General features: G+C 27.8%; 10 protein-coding genes. All 10 read left to right on the forward strand.

The features are described from left to right. Positions 1–104 precede the first annotated feature (104 nt). The 10 genes from KQI77_RS07570 to KQI77_RS07615 all read left to right on the forward strand — a co-directional run bounded on the left by KQI77_RS07570 (position 105) and on the right by KQI77_RS07615 (position 21,296). On the forward strand, positions 105–512 hold the full coding sequence (locus KQI77_RS07570; protein ID WP_216389844.1) for an SMI1/KNR4 family protein: 408 nt from the start codon (positions 105–107) through the stop codon (positions 510–512). 213 nt (positions 513–725) lie between these two features. Continuing rightward, positions 726–878 (forward strand): transposase, encoded by a 153-nt coding sequence (locus tag KQI77_RS07575; RefSeq protein ID WP_216389846.1) that lies wholly within the window; start codon positions 726–728, stop codon positions 876–878. A 239-nt stretch (positions 879–1,117) separates the two neighbouring features. After that, positions 1,118–2,203 carry an acyltransferase gene (locus tag KQI77_RS07580; protein WP_216389848.1) on the forward strand — a complete coding sequence of 362 codons (1,086 nt, stop codon included), beginning with the start codon at positions 1,118–1,120 and terminating at the stop codon, positions 2,201–2,203. A gap of 307 nt (positions 2,204–2,510) precedes the next feature. Then, the gene (locus KQI77_RS07585; protein WP_216389849.1) at positions 2,511–4,139 is read left to right on the forward strand and encodes an alpha-glucosidase; all 1,629 of its coding nucleotides are present in this window, start codon (positions 2,511–2,513) and stop codon (positions 4,137–4,139) included. 263 nt (positions 4,140–4,402) lie between these two features. Then, on the forward strand, positions 4,403–5,170 hold the full coding sequence (locus tag KQI77_RS07590; protein ID WP_216389850.1) for a PP2C family serine/threonine-protein phosphatase: 768 nt from the start codon (positions 4,403–4,405) through the stop codon (positions 5,168–5,170). Between the two features lie 12 nt (positions 5,171–5,182). After that, positions 5,183–6,871: a serine/threonine-protein kinase gene (locus KQI77_RS07595; protein WP_216389851.1), complete on the forward strand. Its 1,689-nt coding sequence runs from the start codon at positions 5,183–5,185 to the stop codon at positions 6,869–6,871. A 5-nt stretch (positions 6,872–6,876) separates the two neighbouring features. Next, complete coding sequence (locus KQI77_RS07600; protein WP_216389852.1) at positions 6,877–7,497, forward strand: hypothetical protein; 621 nt, start codon at positions 6,877–6,879, stop codon at positions 7,495–7,497. An 18-nt stretch (positions 7,498–7,515) separates the two neighbouring features. Then, the gene (locus KQI77_RS07605) at positions 7,516–16,896 is read left to right on the forward strand and encodes a hypothetical protein (RefSeq protein WP_216389853.1); all 9,381 of its coding nucleotides are present in this window, start codon (positions 7,516–7,518) and stop codon (positions 16,894–16,896) included. 330 nt (positions 16,897–17,226) lie between these two features. Then, positions 17,227–19,491: a glycogen/starch/alpha-glucan phosphorylase gene (locus KQI77_RS07610; protein WP_216389854.1), complete on the forward strand. Its 2,265-nt coding sequence runs from the start codon at positions 17,227–17,229 to the stop codon at positions 19,489–19,491. A 113-nt stretch (positions 19,492–19,604) separates the two neighbouring features. Beyond that, entirely contained in the window at positions 19,605–21,296 is a 1,692-nt protein-coding gene (locus tag KQI77_RS07615) for a hypothetical protein (RefSeq protein ID WP_216389855.1), read from the forward strand. The last annotated feature ends 18 nt before the right edge of the window (positions 21,297–21,314 follow it).

Raw genomic sequence — 21,314 nt, forward strand, 5'->3', positions numbered from 1 at the left:
TAAATTTTAGCAGCTTTAGTGACATACGTTTATTATAAATGAGTTAACTGTTAAGCAATTGTGAGCGTCAAAGATTTCATGTATTTTAACTATAGTAGAAGCTAATGATATATGTAACCATTATAATAAGGTATTATAATCCAGTAGAGTATTGTGATCCTAGTGGGTATGCTAAAAGGATATGTAAAGATGGCGGACCAAAGGAGAATAATCATGGTAATGAGACCAGTTATGTGAAGTATACAGTATGTGGAGAAGGAATGGTTGGAGAAAACAACTATCTGTTGCTTTGGGAAAAAAATGAGATTGAAGAATTGAATGATGATTATGAAACGCAAGAATTTTTGAATAACATAATACTCATTGGTTCTGATGGTGGAGATATGGCATATGGCATAGATATAAGCGGTAAATATATCAAAGTTCCTTTTATTGGAATGGATGATGAGGAAGTAAAAATCATTGCAGAAGATTTTGATGGTTTTATAGACTATGTATGGAACAGAGAATAATATTTAATTAAGTCTCTATTTAAGGATATCAACCATCTAAAAATTTTAACATAGTCTATAAAGTAATCGAAATAGATCTAAGTTAGAGAAAAATCCATTTATATATGTTTATATATCATGTATTATGAGCATCTTTAATAACGGCAAGATAGCCTATGAAATCCATAGCTATATTTTAAGATTTTATTTGTTTGTAAACTCATAAGACGAGTTATGGTTAATAGATTTTCTAATGCATCAAAGCTTGCAAGATTTGATGGTATAGCACCATTTAGTATGTCATCAAATGGTAAAGATAAAGATTTGGCAACCAAGCAGGGAAACAGAAGATTACAGGCTACAGTTTACAGCAGTACTAAAATATAGTTTTGGAAGATTCTCCTAAAGGATAAGTTCTTCATAATGTAGATGAATAAGGAAGTACTATTTTAATAGATGATTATGGTAAAATAAGAGCAAGGTATTATAATTGTTTTGTTTTGTAAATTATTTTATAATAAGCGAGTAGAGATAAAAAACAATTTTGGTTTGGATTTAAAGAAAAGCCAGAAAAAAGAATTCGGTAAATTTGAAAAGAAAAAGTATTACATATGGTGGGAAAAAACATGGAGAAAAAAATTAGATCTATATATTTAGATAATTTAAAATTATTTTTAACTGTATTAGTTGTTATATATCATTTTGCTCATGGCTATGTAGGGTATATTGATTGGACATATAAAGATGGAAGTTATAGTGACTCTTTATATAATTTTATATTAATTGACAAATCTTTTTTTATGGGTTTATTCTTTTTGATATCAGGATATTTTATTTCAATATCTATAAAAAATAGTTCAACTAAGGAATTTATTTTGAAAAAAATAAAAAGACTTATATTGCCAACATTCCTATTATTATTAGTAGAAATGCCAATAGCTATTTATTTAGTAAGTTATTTCGTTAATAATGAAAAAAATGATTTTTTAAGTTTTTATTTAAATACATATTTAGGGGAAGGTAAATTAACATATGGACCTGGATGGTTTATTGTAAATTTATTTATGTTTTCAATTGCATATTTGATGTATACAAAAATATTTAAAGATAGTTTAATGGTTAAAATAGGCAAATTAAATATTAAAAAGATTTTGCTTATTACATTAGCATTAGCACTTTCTTCATTTATTATAAGAATTTATTATCCAATGGATACATGGATTACTTTACTATTTGTAGGCATAGAACCAGCACATGAATTTCAATACTTGATTTTATTTATTGTGGGAATAATAGCATATAGAAATAGTTGGTTTACTAATATAAATGAGAAGATAGGAAAGGGATCAGTAACATTTAGTGTTGTTTTAATAATATTATTTTGTACTAAAGCATATTTCCCTGATAAAGTGGGAATAATAATAAATAAGTATTATTCGGTTTATGAATCTATACTATGTATTAGTTTATGTATAGGATTGATATATTTATTTAAAAAATATTTGAATCATACCAATAATTTCATTACCGTTTTATCCAAGGATGCATATTCAGTATATTTGATACATGTTTTATTTGTTATTATTTTTCAAGTTATGTTTCATTATATAAACATTAATTTATATATTAAATTTTTGATTGGAAGTATATTATCTATAATTTGTTCATTTGTATTTGCAGATGTTTTTAGAAGAATAAAAGCTATAATATGAAGAGATATATCATTTATGTAATGAAATTAATTATAGTTTAGGTGCAATAGAAGAATTATATGAAATATATAATTATACAATGACAACGGTTGAAGTAGCGATTGCAAGCTATGTGAATAGATGGTTTGATAAGGTTAATCTTGTGTAAAAGAAGTTCACGTAGAAGTTAGAAGTGATAGTTAAGTAGGATTTCAAAACATAAAAAGACAGAATTATATAAAAAAATGACTTTATAGAACAAGAATTATATATATATTCATGTATAATTAAATTAAAAGAATTAATAATGAGAGTGTAGGAGGTAGCTATGGAGAAGAGATGGTGGCATAGTTCAGTAGTATATCAGATATACCCAAGGAGTTTTAACGATAGTAATGGAGATGGAATAGGGGATTTAAAAGGAATAATAGAAAAATTAGATTATCTAAAAGAGCTTGGAATAGATGTAATATGGCTTAGTCCTGTATATAAATCTCCAAATGATGATAATGGTTATGACATAAGCGATTATTATGACATAATGGATGAATTTGGAACTATGGAAGATATGGACAATTTACTTAAAGAGGCAAAGGATAGAGGAATCAAGATAGTAATGGATTTGGTTGTTAACCATACATCTGATGAACATAAATGGTTTATAGAAGCAAAGAAATCCAAGGATAATGAGTATAGAGATTATTATATATGGAGAGATCCAGTTGATGGTGCAGAACCAAATGGATTAGAATCATGTTTTAGCGGAAGTGCATGGGAATATGATGAGAATACTAAACAATATTATTTACATTTATTTAGTAAAAAACAACCAGATTTAAATTGGGAGAATGAGAAAGTCAGAAGAGCTGTTTATGATATGATGAACTATTGGGTTGATAAAGGAATAGGTGGTTTCAGAATGGACGTTATTGACTTAATAGGAAAAGTCCCAGATAAGATGATAACAGGTAATGGTCCTAAACTTCATGAATATCTACAAGAAATGAATAGAGCAGCTTTAGCAGGTAATGATTTATTAACAGTTGGAGAAACATGGGGAGCAACTCCAGAGATTGCAAAGTTATATTCTAACCCAGCTAGAAATGAATTAAGTATGGTATTCCAATTTGAGCATATTGGTTTAGATCAAGTAGAAGGAAAAGAAAAATGGGATGTGAAACCATTAGATTTAGTTGAACTTAAGAAAGTATTATCAAAATGGCAAACAGCTCTAGGAGAAGAAGGTTGGAATAGTTTATTCTGGAATAATCATGATCTTCCTAGAATAGTATCTAGATGGGGAAATGACACAGAATATAGAGTAGAAAGTGCAAAGATGTTAGCAACTCTTCTTCATGGTATGAAGGGAACACCATATATATACCAAGGTGAAGAATTAGGAATGACTAATATAAGATTAGAAAATATTGAAGATTACAATGATATAGAATCTATTAATATGTATAAAGACAGAATAAGTAAAGGTTATAGTCATGAAGAAATAATGAATTCTATATACAAAAAGGGCAGAGATAATGGTAGAACTCCTATGCAATGGGATGATTCAGAAAATGCTGGATTCACTACAGGAAAGCCATGGCTAACTGTTAATGCTAATTATAAAGAGATAAATGCAGCAAAAGCGTTAGCAGATAAAAATTCAGTATTCTATCATTATAAGAAGCTTATAGAGATAAGAAAATCAAATGAAACAATAATTTATGGTGATTATAAATTATTATGTGAAAATGATAAAAATATTTTTGCATATTTAAGAGAATTAAATGGAGATAAAATATTAGTAGTATGTAATTTCTATGATAAAGAAGCAGAATTTAAGTATAATGATACTTTTAATGATGCAGAGATTCTATTAAGTAATTATAACGATTCTAGTTTATCAATAGATAGTTTACAATTAAGACCTTATGAATCAATTATGTATAGAATAAAATAATATAATATATCAACAAATAAACTCTAACTATGAGATGTATCTATAATAAAGTTATGTCTCTATAGTTAGAGTTTTTTACTATTTATATAATCTAAGAGACACTATAGGAAGATACCTTAATAATTTAAATCTTCAACTATTTACAAATATTGACGAATAAGCTCAAATATAATATAATTATGAATATTATGTAAAATACTTGTATATAATGTGTAAATTCAACAGATGATTATGACGTCAGAACATAAAAAAGGGGTGGAGAGATGGAATTCTTGGTTTCAGCATGTTCAGATGTAGGAATAAGAAAAAAAGTAAATGAAGATAGTTTTTGTATAAAAGAAGCGGAAACAGCAATTGGAAAAGTTCTATTAACAGTAGTATGTGACGGAATGGGTGGATTAGCTAAGGGAGAATTAGCTAGCGCGACTGTTATTAGGGCTTTTTCACAATGGTTTGAAGTAGAATTACCAAATCTTATACAGAATGAATTTAGAGCAGAAGATGTTACTGAACGTTGGAATAATATGATTAAAGATTTAAATATGAATATAGGAAATTATGGAGCTAGGTGTGGTTCAATGTTAGGAACAACTGTAACAGCAGCTTTAATGTATCAAGATAAATTGATAGTGGGACATGTTGGAGATTCTAGATTATATAGTATATATAATGATGTTGAACAAATTACAGAAGATCAAACTGTTGTACAGAGAGATGTAAATAGTGGGAAAATTACTGCAGAACAAGCAAAAGTAGATCCTAGAAAAAATGTATTGCTGCAATGCGTTGGAGCATCTAAAGTAGTTAATCCAGAATTTAAAATACAAAAATTAAATAAGGATACAACATATATATTGTGCTCTGATGGATTTAGACATGAGATAACAGAAGATGAAATATTTCTATCCTTTAATCCAATTAAGTTAAAGGATGAAGCAACTATAGAAAGAAATGCAAAGAAGTTAGTAGAAATTAATAAGGACAGAAGAGAAAAAGATAATATTACTGTAGTTGTTGTTAAAACATATTAAGGGGTGAATTTGTTGGCAACAGTAGGAACTGTAATTGATGGAAAGTATGAATTATTAAAGTTAATAGGAAAAGGTGGAATGTCTAGAGTATATTTGGCTATGGATAAGAGGCTAAATAAACAATGGGCTGTAAAGGAAATCATTAAGAGTTCAAGGTCTAGAAATAATGAGATTATAGTTCAGAGTTTAATAGCTGAAGCTAATCTTATGAAAAAACTAGATCATCCAGCGTTACCTAGAATTGTAGATATTATAGAAAATGAGAATACAATATATGTAATTATGGATTATATAGAAGGTGAGAGTTTAAGCTCAGAGATAGATAAACATGGAGCACAACCACAAGAATTAGTTATAGAGTGGGCAAAGCAATTAGGAGAAGCTTTAGATTATTTGCATACTAGAAAACCACCTATTATATACAGAGATATGAAACCTGCAAATGTAATGTTAAAACCAGATGGAAGTGTTAAACTTATAGATTTTGGAATAGCAAGAGAATATAAGGAAGGGCAGAGCGAAGATACAGTAAGTTTGGGAACTAAAGGATATGCAGCACCTGAACAATTTGGAGGAAAAGGCCAGACAGATGAAAGAACTGATGTATATTGTTTGGGTGTAACATTATATCACCTAGTTACTGGCAAGAATCCATGTGAACCACCTTATGAATTATATCCTATAAGACATTGGAATCCACAATTATCAGGTGGTCTTGAAAATATAATTCTTAAGTGTACACAATTGAATCCAGATGATAGATATCAGTCATGTGCAGAATTGTTATATGACCTAGATCATTATGAAGAAATAGATGATTCCTATAAGAAAAAACAAAAAAATAAACTTAAAGTATGTTTAACAATTATTGCATCATGCCTTATATTTGCAATAATAGGAGGGGTATTACAAGGAATTAAAGTTCATAAGAACAATTCTAATTTTGATCAGATAATATCTCAAGCTGAAAAAGCAACTTCAGATAATGAGGCGGAAAAGTTGTATGCTGAAGCAATAAATTTAAAACCTTTAGATATAGATGCTTATATAGGGCTTATACAAGCATATAAAGAAGACGCAAGTTTTAGTCTCGAAGAACAAAATGAATTTATGAATGTTATTAGTCCTAACTTGACTAAATTAAGAGAAGAAGCAGGATATGTAGAATTGGCATTTGAGATAGGTAAGTTGTATTGGTATTACTATGATTATGGAAAAGACAATAGCAGTGATAATCAGATAACTAGAATGAAGAGTTCTACGGAATGGTTTCAAGATGTAATTAAATATGGTGGGAAATCCTTTGAATATTATGATATGGCCAAGGTTTATTGTGACATAGGAAATTATTATAAGGATGTGTATCTAAAAGAACAAGAAGGTACTGCAAAAGAGATTTATGAAAAATATTTTGAAAATCTTCAGAAACTATTAGATATGATATATGATAAGGAAGATGAAAATGAGATTGTTCATATGGAATTATATAAATTAATAATTACTTCTTTAGAGAATTATTCAAGAAAGTTCAAGGCAAATGGTGTTCCAGAGAAGGATGTTAGAGATATGTATAATCAAGTAAAAGAAAAAGTGGAAAGTTCTAAGATGACTACAGAAAAAACTATAGATATGCAAGAATATATAGAGAGTAGATTAGAAGAAACACTAGAAGCAATTGATAGTGCGTATAAAAAGGAGTAGAAGCTATGAATGATGTGAATATATTAAACATGATATCAATTATATGTTTCTCAATATCTGGAGTACTTTTGATAATTGGAATAATATTATTTATTAAGTTTGATGTGATAGGAATAATTAATGATTTACGAGGCAAGAAAGCACAAAAGCAGATAGAGAAGATAAGAGAAAATTACAGTAGAACTAGTAGGGTTAGATATAACCTAGATCGAAATGGATCAAGTGAAGAAATTACTGAAGATATAGAGAAAACTGATGAGATTATAGATAAGCCAATTACAGGAGAAAAATCAGAATTATCTGATATAGATAATAGTTTAGATGTAGATACAAGTAATGAAATAGAAGAAACTGATTTACTACAAGAAGAAGTAGAAGAAGGTACGGAAGTATTGACAGATGAACTAGAGGAAAGAACAGAATTGTTAACAGATGAATTAGAAGAAGGTACAGAAGTATTATCAGAGGGAACGGTAGTGCTTGTTAGTAATGATTCAGATACAAGTGAAGAAACTACTCTTTTAAATTCTTCTAGTGAGGAAACTACTTTGCTACAAGAAGATAGCATTTCAGATTTTAAGATTATAAAAAATATAATTTCAATAAATACTAATGAGTATATTTAAAAAAGAATGGGGGATAATATGAATAATAGGGGGAAGAAAATACTATCATTACTTATTGTATTAGTGATAGTATTGAATTTATTACCAGGTGACTTTAGAGTTAAGGCAAGTGAAACAGAATCTTATACACATAAGATTGAATGCGATGATAACTGTGAGGTTGTAGATACAGAAGGTAATCCGATAGAAGAGGTTAATGTACCAACTGAAGATAAGACATATCAGTTGATTATTAAACCTAAGGATAAGGATTATACTATATCTTCGGTACATTTAACTGATGAAGAGGAAACTGAAGCATCAGATATAAACATATCAGATACTGATGTGTCTTATGTATGCACTGTAGATAATATAGAAGACACAGATGTTATTATATCTTGTAAGAAGATAGAAGAAGTGTCAGCAAGTGATATGGATCAATACATTCAAGTAACTGGAATGGATGATACTGCAGTAGTTAACAATGAAGATAATTCTATATGGTATGCTCCAGAAGGTAGAGTTCTTATTACACCACTTAATGATGTTAAGAGAATTGGAGTATATTCTGAAACAGATTCTAAGTATGAATTAGATAGTCAATATATATTATCAGGTGGTCAATCTATAGATAAGATATATTTTGAAGATTCTCATGGTAAGCTTAGAGTATGTAAGGTGTCTATACAACCTATAGGAGATTTTACTGTAGATGCAACTAACACACAATTGTTAGATGAAGTAACAGTAAAAGAACATGCTAGTGTAAATAATGATAATCTTAAGTTCACAGATGTAGTAGGACTAGATTATATTAGATATAGTACATCTGTAGATGATTATAATAATTCTACCTATGATAAAGAAGCAAGTGATATTATATTAGTTAATGATGAGGAATTCTCATTTGAATTAGGAGAAGGAACTTATTATATATGGGCTTATAATAAGTTAGGTCAGAAGAGTAGTAATTACAAGAAGGTTACTGTTAATATAGACACAGAAGCACCTAAGATAAAATCATTAAAAACTAGTGCTTTTAATAATAAACCTCAAGGCAATTGGAAGGATGCAACTAATGTATATGAGGATAATGACAGTTGGACTATGTGGCTTAATAGTACAATGCTCAATAGTAACATGGCAATCGGTATGGAGTTTGATGAAGAAGTAGAAGAGATAGCATATTCATTAGCTAAAGGGCAAGGTTATTCTGACTTAGATGGTGAAGATTACAAGAAATATGACTCTTTATATTGGGTTCCTTTTAGACATGCATCATTAAAAAAATTACAGAAGACATATTATATAGAAGTTAAAGATAAATTAGGTAATACAGATATTAGAACTATAAGTTTAAAGAAGGATATTGAATCTCCTAAAATAACAGATAGTAATATTGGAGATATAATAAATAAGGGCTGGACTAATGAATATCCAGTTATTACATTTAAAGTTAATGATCCAACATCGGAGGATTCTTTAGCTTCAGGAGTACAATCTGTAAAATGGAATACTACAAATGATATTGCAAATGCTAATGTTATAACAGCTGATTTAAATGAACAATATAATATAGAAACAGACCAAATAGATGGTTCAGCAAATGGATTAAATACAACAGTATATATATGGGTTACAGATAATGCCAATAATACAATTGTGGAAGAAGTACCTATACAAGTTGATCCAATAGCTCCTGTTATAACCAATATTGAATTAGTAGATAGAAATAGTAGTTTATTTATTCCATATGATATAGTTAATAGCAATAAATTTTGGTATAAAACAGAAAATGTACAATTAAAAGTACATGTTAAGAAGAATGCATTAGAAACTACTAAAGTGGAATTGAGATATAAATGGGACCAAAGTTCTGAAGAAAGTATAGAAATGAATTGGGATACAAAAAATTCAGAATACATTTGTATGGTAGATTTAAATTATGCACAATTAAAAAATAATAAAAATAATTCATTACAAGCATATGATACTGTGGGTAATGTAAGTAATGTAATTTCTTATAGTTTAGAAGAAGATTCTAATCCACCACAAATAGATAATAACATAGATGTTAATGATAGTTCGTCAATAAAATATTTAAAAGAAGATCAAGATGTGGTGTTAACAGTTTCGGATGTTCAATCTGGAATATATACAGCAACATGTACAATAAATGATGAAGAAAATTCAACTGATATTGCTAGTACTGGTAAGATAGTTTTTAAATCAAAAGATTATAAAGATTCACAAACTATGGAAGCTAATATACAGGCAGTAGATAAAGCGTTAAATAAATCATCTAGGGTTTATAAATGGGCTTGGGATTCAGAAGGACCTAGTATAGATATTAAATCTTCTATAGAAAACATGCTTGTAGAGGATGAAGATAATAAATATGTATTAATCGGAAAAGATACTAAATTACAGATTGATGTATCAGATGACGTATCAGGAGTAAAATCTGTAGAAGTAACAAGAAATGGAGAAACAAAAACTTATACTGATTCATTAATAGAATTAGATTTTGAAGATGATGCAGAAGAAGATATATACATTAAAGCAGAAGATAATGTTGGATATATATCTGAAAAGACAATACATGTAAAATGTATTAGAGAAGAAAAAGCATTTACAAAGTTTAAAATAAAATATGATGGTAGTGAAATTAATAATGATACAATAATAAATGGATCATTACCACTAGATGTTACTGTTACTAATGAGAAAGGTTCTTCTTCTATAATAAATGCAAGCTGGGAATGTTTAATGGGAGATAATAAATTAGGAAATGGTAATACTGGGAATGCGTCAAGTGGTACTAATGAATTAAAGTTTAATATACAAAATAAAGATTATTGTGGAAGTGATTTCTCATGTGGTGAGGTTACAATAAACGTATATATAAGTTATCAAGGTGGATACTTATATAAATATCCAATAAAACTAAAAATAGATAAAGTAGCACCTAGTATAGAATCAAATAATAAATCGCGTTACAAGACTAATAGCAACGTTGAATTCAAAGTAAGAGATGCAATAAAAAAAGATGGTGAATATATAACTGAATGTCAATCAGGAGTTAAAGAAGTAAGATATAGTTTTGATTCTGAAGCTTATAAGAAAGATACCTTAGCATCTAATCAAGAAAATGTATATAAGGCAATACAATCTAGCGATTCAGATAAATACTTTATAAGTATATTAGATAAGAATGAGCAAGATATTAATTATTATGTTTGGGCATATGATAATTTAGGAAACAAAAGTGAACAAATATCTAAAACAATAGAAATAGATAATACAGCACCTAAAATTAAGTCGGCTAATATATATTTAGATGGTAACATTATAAATGATAATTGGAGTAATGATTCTGTAGAAGTTGTGTTAGATATTGAGAACAAAGATATTACTGGAAAAGATCTGGAGGATTTAAGTGTATATTATATAGATCCAATAACACAAAGTGCTAATATTATAAATAAAAAGAATAATCATTATACATTTACTGTTAATAAAGAAGAAGGTAAAGTATTAAATAATGAATATAAGATTTATGCAGTTGATGAAGCTGGTAATAAATCAGAACAATATACTAAAATAATTAAGATTGATAATAAATCTCCAGAAATCAATATAAAAGATAAAGATAAATATAACAAGGTATGGAAACAAACAGATTATGATATATTATTAAATGTATCAGATGATGCATCAGGAGTAAAAAAAGTTACTTGGAGTGCCGATAAAGATGGCAAGGATCAAAAAGAAATAACAAATAAAATTGATGATTTATATTCAATTAATACATCTGAATTAGTTGATAATGATTTCTTTGGAATAGATGGAGTGTATTATTTCTTTGTATATGATAATGCAGGTAATGTATCAAGAGAAACATTACAAGTACAAATAGATAAAACTAATCCTAAATTGGAATCAGTTAATATTGAAGGCAATGGAAGATACGAAAATGATTATATATTTAGTAATATAATGCCGCAGCTAATTATGCAAGTAGTTGATGAAAACATATCTTCAGGAATAGAAGAAGTTAATGTGTATATGAATGATGTAAATGTTCCATTGAAGGCTGATAAGACAGCAAGAGGTTATATACTAATGTTAAATTCAGCAATTCCAAGTCAAGGAAGTTTATGGATTGATGTTGTTGATAAGTCTGGAAGAAGGTTCTATGATTCTGTAGATTACTCTAAAGACAAAAATACTATTAAATATATGCTAGAAAAATCTAAGCCTAATATAAATATTGGATTAGAAAAATCAGTAGTAATTAACAATAATATTTATTTCAAAACTAATAAAATAAATATTAGTGCAACTGATAACAATATAGATTCAACACTACAATCAGGAATAAAGAGCATGAAATATTCTGTGTGGTTTAATACAAATAAATTATATGAAGAAGAAAAAACTAATGATAAACCATTACAAGATATAGAAACAAGTTTTAATTTATTAAATGATGAATTAAATAAATATAGAAGCAATAAGGGATATGACAATGTAGATGTTACATTCTCAAAAGTAGAAGACTATGCTACTAATACTATAGAGAATAAAACATATTCTTATAGATATGATGATTATGCACCACATATGGTTGAAGCTAGTATAATTAATGGATCTTCAAGAGATAAAATAGAAGCAACTAAGGAAGTTGCTTATACAGATAAGTATTCATACAATTCTGATATATCAATTAAATTTATAGCTACAGATGATAATGGATGTGGTGTAGAGAAGTTTGAATATTGCTTAAAAGATTCAACAGGAAAAGAAGTATTTAAAGGAATTAGTGAAGCTGATAACAATAATTCATTTACAATAACAGATGAATTTAAAAATGACTTTAAAGGTAGTATATACGTAAAAGTAATAGATAAACTAGGAAATATAAGTGATGAATATTGTTATGGTGGTATTATTGTAGAACATAGTGCTGAGAGCAATACAATAGGTACAATATCGTTATCAGGAGATAGTAGAAAAATAATTTTAGATAATAGAGCAGTTTATAATAGTAATGTTAATATGCAATTTAAGTTTTCTAATTCTTTTGCAGGAATAAATAAGATAGAATACAGAGTAATTAGTGCAAAAGATAATAAAGCGTTGTATGTAGGTAGTAATAATTATTCAGGATCTGAAGAAGAATTGTTATATGAATATAATATGACTTATGAAGGCAAGTTAGATATCTACATTAAGGTAACAGATAGATGTGGTAATACAAAAGAATTTACTGAAAAAATAATAATAGATAAAACTAATCCAAAAGTTGATAAAAATTCAATAGACACAACAAGGTATTATAAAAAAGGAGATGTTATCTCTGTAAAAGCCTCAGATGTTGATGGAACAAATAAATCTGATAATCAAACAGGTGTAAGTTTCTTGAGATATGGTTATAATGAGGAAGATTATAATAACGATAATTATTCAAGTGATAGAAACACAATAAAAGAGGATGAGAATGGTGTATATAATATATCAGTAGAGAGTGATAAGTCAGAAACTAAGATGTATTATATATGGGCATATGATAATGCAGGTAATAAGTCAGAAGCTTGTATAGTTCCTATAGATATAGATAATACTAAACCTATAATTAATAATATAGATAAAGGATATGTAGGTGAATGGAGTAATAAACAAGTTGAATTAAGTGTATTTATAGATGAACAAGGTGGATCAAAGTTAAGCAAAGTAGAATATAGTGAAGATAAAGATGACTATTACAATGATTCAGAAGAAGCTAACAAGGCAACTTGTATTAAAGATGATAATATATATCAATATAATATAATTATTGACGATACAAGAGATTATATTAAAACTATATATGTATGGAGTTATGACAATGCAGGTAATAAGTCAGAATGTAGTGAAATAGAAATAAAACATGATGAAACATTGCCTACAGTAGATAGTGTAGAGGTAATACCAACTAGAGATTGGGTTAATTATGCTAGAACAATAAAGATAAAAGTTTCTGATAATTCTAGTAGAGATGGAGTTAATTCAGGAGTAAAAGATATAATATGTACTGATGATATTGCAGGAGAAACATATTCTTTCGATAATAATATAACGAAAGTACAAGATGGCATATATGAAGTGGTTGTTCCAGAAAAAGATGGTAGAGTACAATCCTTTGATGGACAATATTATATATGGGTTATAGATAATGCAGGTAATAAATCAAAATATTCAGAGACAACAGTTAAGACTGATGTAGATAAACCAGTTATATCTGATATTAGAGTTATTCCAACAGATAGAAATTTAGAGAAGAACTATATTAGATTCTTGAATTTTGGAACATTTTCTAAGAATTCTATGGATGTAGTTGTTTCAGTTGAAGATGGAGATATATCTTCAGGAATTAATGAAGTTTATCTGGTTGGTGATGAAGGTGTTATAAATAGAAATAGTATTATAGAGGCATATGTAACAACTGCAACATTTACATTAGACAAAGGAACTTATAATAATCTAAAAGCATATGCAGTAGATAATGCAGATAATCAAAGTGAAGAGGTATATATTTACGAAAAAGATACTAATGTAAAAGGCAAATTAGGCAATAATTACATGATAGAGGATACTGAACCTACTATAGAAGTTATAGCAAAGCAAGAAGAATGTATAGATAGTCATTCAAGAAGTTGGGTTAAGGGTACAGAAAAATATAATATAGAAATACAAGATGATGAATCAGGAATTAACAAGCTTACTATTAAGGTAAATGATAAAGAAAAAACTTACGATTATGTAAAAGAATCAAGTACTAAAATAATGAAGGATGCAATAGAACTTGCATTAGAGGAATATGAAGATCCAAAAGATAATATATACAATGTTACATTGACATTAGAGGATAATGCAGGCAATATAACTACAAAAGAAATGAAATTTTATAGAGATGTATTTGCACCTAATATTGTGGATATAAAAGTTGAACCATCAAATGATAATTATCTTAATAATTCAGGATTTGAATATGGTTTCTATGCAAATAATAATAGAACAATAAAAGTTTATGCAGATGATGGAGACTTTTCATGTGGATTAAAATCTATTACTTATTACTTGGTTGATTATACTAATATGCAAGCAGGTGTTACTTCAATAAGAAAAACAATACAATTAGTTAATAAACAAGCAACATTTAATATACCAACAGATTTTAAAGGGAAAGTATGTGTAGTAGCAACAGATAATTTAGGAAATGAAACAGAAGTATATAGAGAATCAAAAGGAATAATATTAGAAAGTAATTCAAGACACCAAAAAACTTCTAAAATAAGTTTTAATAAGGAAGGTACATCTAAGAGAGATATAGATGGAAGAGAATTATACAATAAAGACATAAATGTTACTTTTTCTGTGGAAGATAATTATTCTGGAATAAAAGAAATAAGATGGTCAGTAGAATCTCCTTATGATGCTAACAATAATAAAAGTGATGTAATAAATGTTAATAACGGAGTGATATCTGATAAATCTTCAAGTTGCGTTAAGAAAAAAACAGACAAAAATATAGTTAATGAAATTCAAAAGACAATAAGAGTTTCTAATAATAGCAACAATATAAAAGTAAAAGTACAATTAATAGATAATGCAGGTAATACAACAACTAAAGAGATTAACTTTAGCATAGATAAAGTTAATCCAACAATAGAAGTTAGCTATGACAATAATAACTATAATTCAGAAGATGGAACTAACTACTATAATGCAAACAGAATAGCAACCATAACAGTAAAAGAGAGAAATTTTGATAGTAAAAATGTTGAAGCTATAATAGAGAATACTCATGGTTCAGTACCTAGTATAGGACAATGGAATCTTATAGCGGATAATTCAAATCCGGATAATAATAGATATGTGGCAACATTAGCTTATTCTGAGGATGGAGATTATACATTTGATATAGGATGTAAGGATATGGCTGGAAATGTATCAAATGATTATGCTGCGGATAGATTTACTATTGATAAGACTAATCCAACAGTTCAAGTTTCATATAATAACAATAATGGAGCTAATGGTAATTATTATAACCAAGATAGAGTAGCAACAATAACAATAAATGAGCATAATTTTAATCCAAATAGTGTGGTTATTAATGGAAATGGAGTGGAGCAAGGAGCTAATGTAGCTTATCCATCAATAAGTAATTGGTCTACATCAGGTGATACACATACAGCAACAATAACTTATTCACAAGATGGTTTATATACATTAGATGTTGATTATAAGGATAAAGCTGGAAATGCAGCACAAGATATACCACAAGATAGTTTTTATATAGACAAAACTAAACCAGAATTAAAAATATCAGGGATAGAAAATGGTTCATCTAATAATGATGTAGTAATGCCAAGAATAACATATACAGATAATAATTTTGATGCTAATAATGTATCTATAACATTAACAGGTTCTTTAAAAGGAAATGTTGAGGTAAAAGGTGCATATTCAGACATACCAAATGGACAAAGTTTTATATTTGCAGACTTTGATAAGTTACAAGAAATAGATGATATCTACACATTAAATGCAAAAGTAATAGATAAGGCAGGAAATGAATCAGATGATAATATAATGTTTACTGTAAATAGATTTGGATCTGTGTATTTGTTTGATGCAGGACTTCAAACTATGATTGGTAAGTATATGAACTCAAATGAAGATATAAAATTAACTGAAATGAATGCTGATGATATAGATTTATCTAAGGTAAAAGTTAAGTTGAGTAAAAATGGAATTACTAATGATTTAACTAGAGGAAAAGATTTTACAGTAGAAAAGTCTGGTGGTAATGGTCAGTGGAGTAAACTTGATTATACAGTTAAGTCTTCAGCGTTTGAGGAAGATGGAAAATATATATTAACATTTATTTCGGTAGATAATGCAGGAAATACTAATGAAAATATTGATGAAACTAAAGGAGCTGAAATATGGTTTGGGGTTGATAAAACTGCACCAGTAGTAGTTCCTATAGGAATAGAAAGTGGTAAGACATATCCTGTTGATCATAAGGAAGCAACATTATCTGTAAGCGATAATTTGGTTTTAAATGATGTAAAAGTATATCTAAATAATAAATTAGTAAAATGTAATGTTAATGGTGATAATTATTCATTTGATGTTTCAGCAAAAAATTCAAGCCAAAGCATAAAAGTAGAAGCAACAGATGAAGCAGGTAATAAAGTAGTTCAAGAAGTTAAGAATTTCTATGTAACAACCAATTTATTTGTACGTTTCTATACTAATAAACCATTATTTATATCAACAATAGCAGGAGCAGTACTTATAGTTACAGGAATAACAATAGCATCATTTTATAGAAGAAAGAAAAAGACAGTAGAAAATAAATAATATAAAAAATTAAGTTAGCGAAATGTTTTAAACAACACAACATTTTTATGCTAACTTAATTTTTTACCCTAAATGTAAAAAAAAGTATCAAAAAAGTACAATGAAAAAGTATACATAAAAACTGAAAATATTTACATTTTGTCAGGTAAAATAGAGAAAAAAGATAAAAAAATATTGTTTTTTTAAAATTAGTATAAAAAATATACAAATTAGAAAGTAAATATACAAAAGTTAATCTTGAAAATTGATATGATATATTTTGTAAAGACGTACAAGAAAAATCAAATGAATATGATTAAAAAATAAAATTTAAGGTGGGATAAAGTAATTATGGTACAAGACAAATTAAAAGACATTCTTAAATCAAAGTTCAATAAATCAATAGCTGATGCTACTAACGAAGAAGTATACTATGCTTTATTAGAACTTACTAAAGCAACTGAGAAGGTAAAAGGAACAAACAAAGGCGATAAGAAATTATATTATATTTCAGCTGAATTCTTAATTGGTAAATTATTATCAAACAACTTAATCAACTTAGGATTATATGATGAAGTTAAGAAAGTATTAGCTGATAATGGTAAAGATTTAACTGAAATAGAAGAAATAGAATTAGAACCTTCATTAGGAAACGGTGGTCTAGGAAGACTTGCTGCATGTTTCATAGATTCTATAGCAACTTTAGGATTAAATGGTGATGGTGTTGGTCTTAACTACCACTTTGGTTTATTCCAACAAAAATTCGAAGAACATAAGCAAAAAGCAGTTAAGAATCCTTGGTTAACTAAGGAAAGCTGGTTAGATAAAACAGATGTAAAATTCGACGTATTATTCGGAGGATTTAAAGTAACTTCTACATTATATGATATAGATGTAACAGGATACAATAAACCATGTAATAAATTACACTTATTTGATATAGATACAGTTGATGAATCATTAGTTGGAGATAACGGAATTAATTTCGATAAAGAAGATATTAAGAAGAACTTAACATTATTCTTATATCCAGATGATAGTGATGAAGCTGGTCGTTTATTAAGAGTATATCAACAATATTTCATGGTAAGTAATGCAGCTCAATTAATTCTTTTAGAAGCTGAACAAAATGGATATGACCTACACAAATTAAATGAACATGTTGTTGTTCAAATCAACGATACACATCCATCAATGGTTATTCCTGAATTAATCCGTTTATTAGGAGAAAAAGGAATAGGAATGGATGAAGCTATTGAAATAGTTACTAAGACTTGTGCTTACACTAACCATACAATCTTAGCAGAAGCATTAGAAAAATGGCCAATCGATTACTTAGAAAAGGCAGTACCTCAATTAATGCCAATAATAAGAGAATTAGATATAAGAGCTAAGAAGAAATATAGTGATCCTAAGGTAGCTATCATTGATGGAGAAAACAGAGTTCACATGGCTCATATGGATATCCACTATGGATTCAGTGTTAACGGAGTTGCTGCTCTTCATACAGAAATATTAGAAAAAGAAGAATTAAAGCCATTCTATGACATATATCCAGAAAAATTCAACAATAAGACAAATGGTATAACTTTCAGAAGATGGTTATTACACTGTAACAATGAATTAGCTAACTACATTACAGAATTAATCGGAGATGAATACAAGGTTGATGCTAGTAAGTTAGAAGAATTAGGTAAGTTTGTTGATGATAAGAAAGTATTAGACAAATTAGAAGCAATTAAGAAGAATAATAAGATTGCATTAAAGAAATACTTAAAAGAAACTCAAAATATAGATATAAACGAAAACTCTATATTCGATATCCAAATCAAGAGACTTCACGAATATAAGAGACAACAAATGAATGTATTATACATCATTAATAAATATCTTGAAATTAAATCAGGAAAGGTTCCTACAACTCCAATCACAGTAATATTCGGAGCTAAGGCTGCACCTGCATATATAATTGCTCAAGATATAATTCATGCAATATTATGCTTACAAGAAATTATTAACAATGATCCAGAAGTTAACAAGTACTTAAATGTTGTTATGGTAGAAAACTACAATGTAACTAAAGCATCTAAGTTAATCCCAGCTTGTGATATCTCTGAACAAATATCACTTGCATCAAAGGAAGCTTCAGGAACTGGTAACATGAAGTTCATGTTAAATGGTGCATTAACATTAGGAACTGAAGATGGTGCTAACGTTGAAATACATCAATTAGTTGGAGATGACAATATCTACATCTTCGGTGAATCAAGTGAAACAGTTATAGAACATTACAAGAATGCTGATTATGTATCTAAGAAGTTCTATGAAAAACCAGAAATCAAGAAGTTAGTTGACTTCTTAGTAAGTGATGAAATGCTTAAGGTTGGAGATAAAGAAAACTTAACAAGACTTCAACAAGAATTAATCAACAAAGACTGGTTCATGACATTATTAGATCTTGAAGATTACATCAAGACTAGAGACGTTGTATTAAAAGATTATGAAGATAGAGATGCTTGGAACAAGAAAGTATTAATCAACATCAGTAAAGCAGGATTCTTCTCATCAGATAGAACAATCGCTCAATACAATGAAGATATTTGGAAATTAAAATAATTAATATGTTCTTATAAAAAGAGTTGTGCATAGAGATATGCATCAACTCTTTTTTTTTGTTCAAATATATTGTAAAATTAATCTAGTATAGAATTTGTATTATAGGGGGAAATATGAATAAAATCAAGGAGTTATATATAAGGTTTAACAATTCTAAGGGGAAGAAAATAGAGATAGGAGTGTTAATAGCTTATATTGTTTTAAAAATAATAATTATATCATTTCATGAACCATGGTTCGATGAGAATCAAGCATGGCTTATAGCAAAAAGTGCATCATTAATGGATATTCTTACCAAGATACCGCATGATGAAGGGCATCCACCATTATGGCATTTAATTATAATGCCTTTTGCCAAAGCTGGATTACCAATGGAATTAACATTAAAATTGTTAGTTAGCGTATTTACAACTATATGTATTGCTCTTATATTATTTAAATCGCCATTTAAGAGAATAATAAGAGTAGCAATTCCATTTACTTATTTTTTCTTCTATCAATATGGGATTATATCTAGATGCTATTGTGTTATGATGTTAGCATTTATATTATGTGCTATAACCTATAAGGATAGAGATGATAAACCATTTCGTTTTATCGGCTCGCTTATAATATTATTACTTAGTAGTGCATATGGATTAGTTTTGGCAGCAGGAATATGTTTGGTATGGTTATATGATATATGGAATAAGAGAAATATATTTAAGTTTATAAAGGAATTTGTTAGAGACAAGAGATGTTTAGCCCTTGTAGTTATTACCATAGTAGCATTATTAGCTATAGTAATAATTATACCAAATGATAATACTTATGCTACTAATAGAGAACCTATGAATAGTTTAGCACAGAGGATAATATATATGTTATTTATTGCACCTGCAGAAGCATTATGTTATGATATGCAATTAAATGGTATAATACTAAAGTTATCAGATATATATTGGGGAGCGTTAATAGCTGCATTGCCTTTGTGTTTGATGATAGATGGAATTTTAATAATGTTTATGAGAAAATACAAAGTGTTAAAAGAATTCTTAGTTCCATACATTATGTTGGCTATTATAGGGGCACAGTTATATTTTTCTCTACATCATATTGGGATAATAACACTATTGATTTTATATGTATTTTGGGTAGGAGTTGATAATAATAAACCTTTAGAATATAATGGAGATTTTATAAATAAATTTAAAATAAATTCTAAGGATAAAGTTAAACTTCATAGATTACTTATTATAAGTATAATATGTGCATGGATAGTTAGTATATCATTTTCTGTAGTAGCATCTATTAATGATATCAGAGATAATTATGGTGGGGCATTAGAAATAGCAAAATTTATTAAAGATAATAATCTTGAAGATAAGAAGATAATAAGTTCTTGGAATACAATTATTGACTATGAAACTGATAGTGAAGAAGATTATATGAATATAGTTTCTTTTGCTGATGTTGTAGGATATTTTGAAAAAAATATTATCTATAACTTTAATTATGGAGATAAGGATGCTCTATATATATCTCATACAACATTAACTGATAAAGAGACACAAGAGTATTTTGAATATATTGCATCAAATGGATATCCTGATGTAATTATAGGAGAGGTTAAGCTTAATAAGATATTTGGTGATGATAAAAATATACCTATTTATGTGCCAGTTAAATTTATTGATAGCTCCATAATATGGAAGTATAGAAAATATTATTCTAGAGCATATATATATATGAGAAAAGATAAGTTAAGTGAATATAAAAATATAAAACAATTAAAAGGAATAGAACCTCTTCAAGTTAATAATTAATATTGAGATTAAGTAAGG

Origin of the sequence: Clostridium sp. MSJ-8 (assembly GCF_018918325.1) — a bacterium.
GTDB lineage: Bacteria > Bacillota > Clostridia > Clostridiales > Clostridiaceae > Clostridium.

Coding starts and splice junctions, on each gene's coding strand:
- KQI77_RS07570 (WP_216389844.1), top strand. CDS start 105: ATGATATATGTAACCATTATAATAAGGTATTATAATCCAGTAGAGTAT.
- KQI77_RS07585 (WP_216389849.1), top strand. CDS start 2,511: ATGGAGAAGAGATGGTGGCATAGTTCAGTAGTATATCAGATATACCCA.
- KQI77_RS07615 (WP_216389855.1), top strand. CDS start 19,605: ATGAATAAAATCAAGGAGTTATATATAAGGTTTAACAATTCTAAGGGG.
- KQI77_RS07590 (WP_216389850.1), top strand. CDS start 4,403: ATGGAATTCTTGGTTTCAGCATGTTCAGATGTAGGAATAAGAAAAAAA.
- KQI77_RS07605 (WP_216389853.1), top strand. CDS start 7,516: ATGAATAATAGGGGGAAGAAAATACTATCATTACTTATTGTATTAGTG.
- KQI77_RS07580 (WP_216389848.1), top strand. CDS start 1,118: ATGGAGAAAAAAATTAGATCTATATATTTAGATAATTTAAAATTATTT.
- KQI77_RS07610 (WP_216389854.1), top strand. CDS start 17,227: ATGGTACAAGACAAATTAAAAGACATTCTTAAATCAAAGTTCAATAAA.
- KQI77_RS07575 (WP_216389846.1), top strand. CDS start 726: ATGGTTAATAGATTTTCTAATGCATCAAAGCTTGCAAGATTTGATGGT.
- KQI77_RS07600 (WP_216389852.1), top strand. CDS start 6,877: ATGAATGATGTGAATATATTAAACATGATATCAATTATATGTTTCTCA.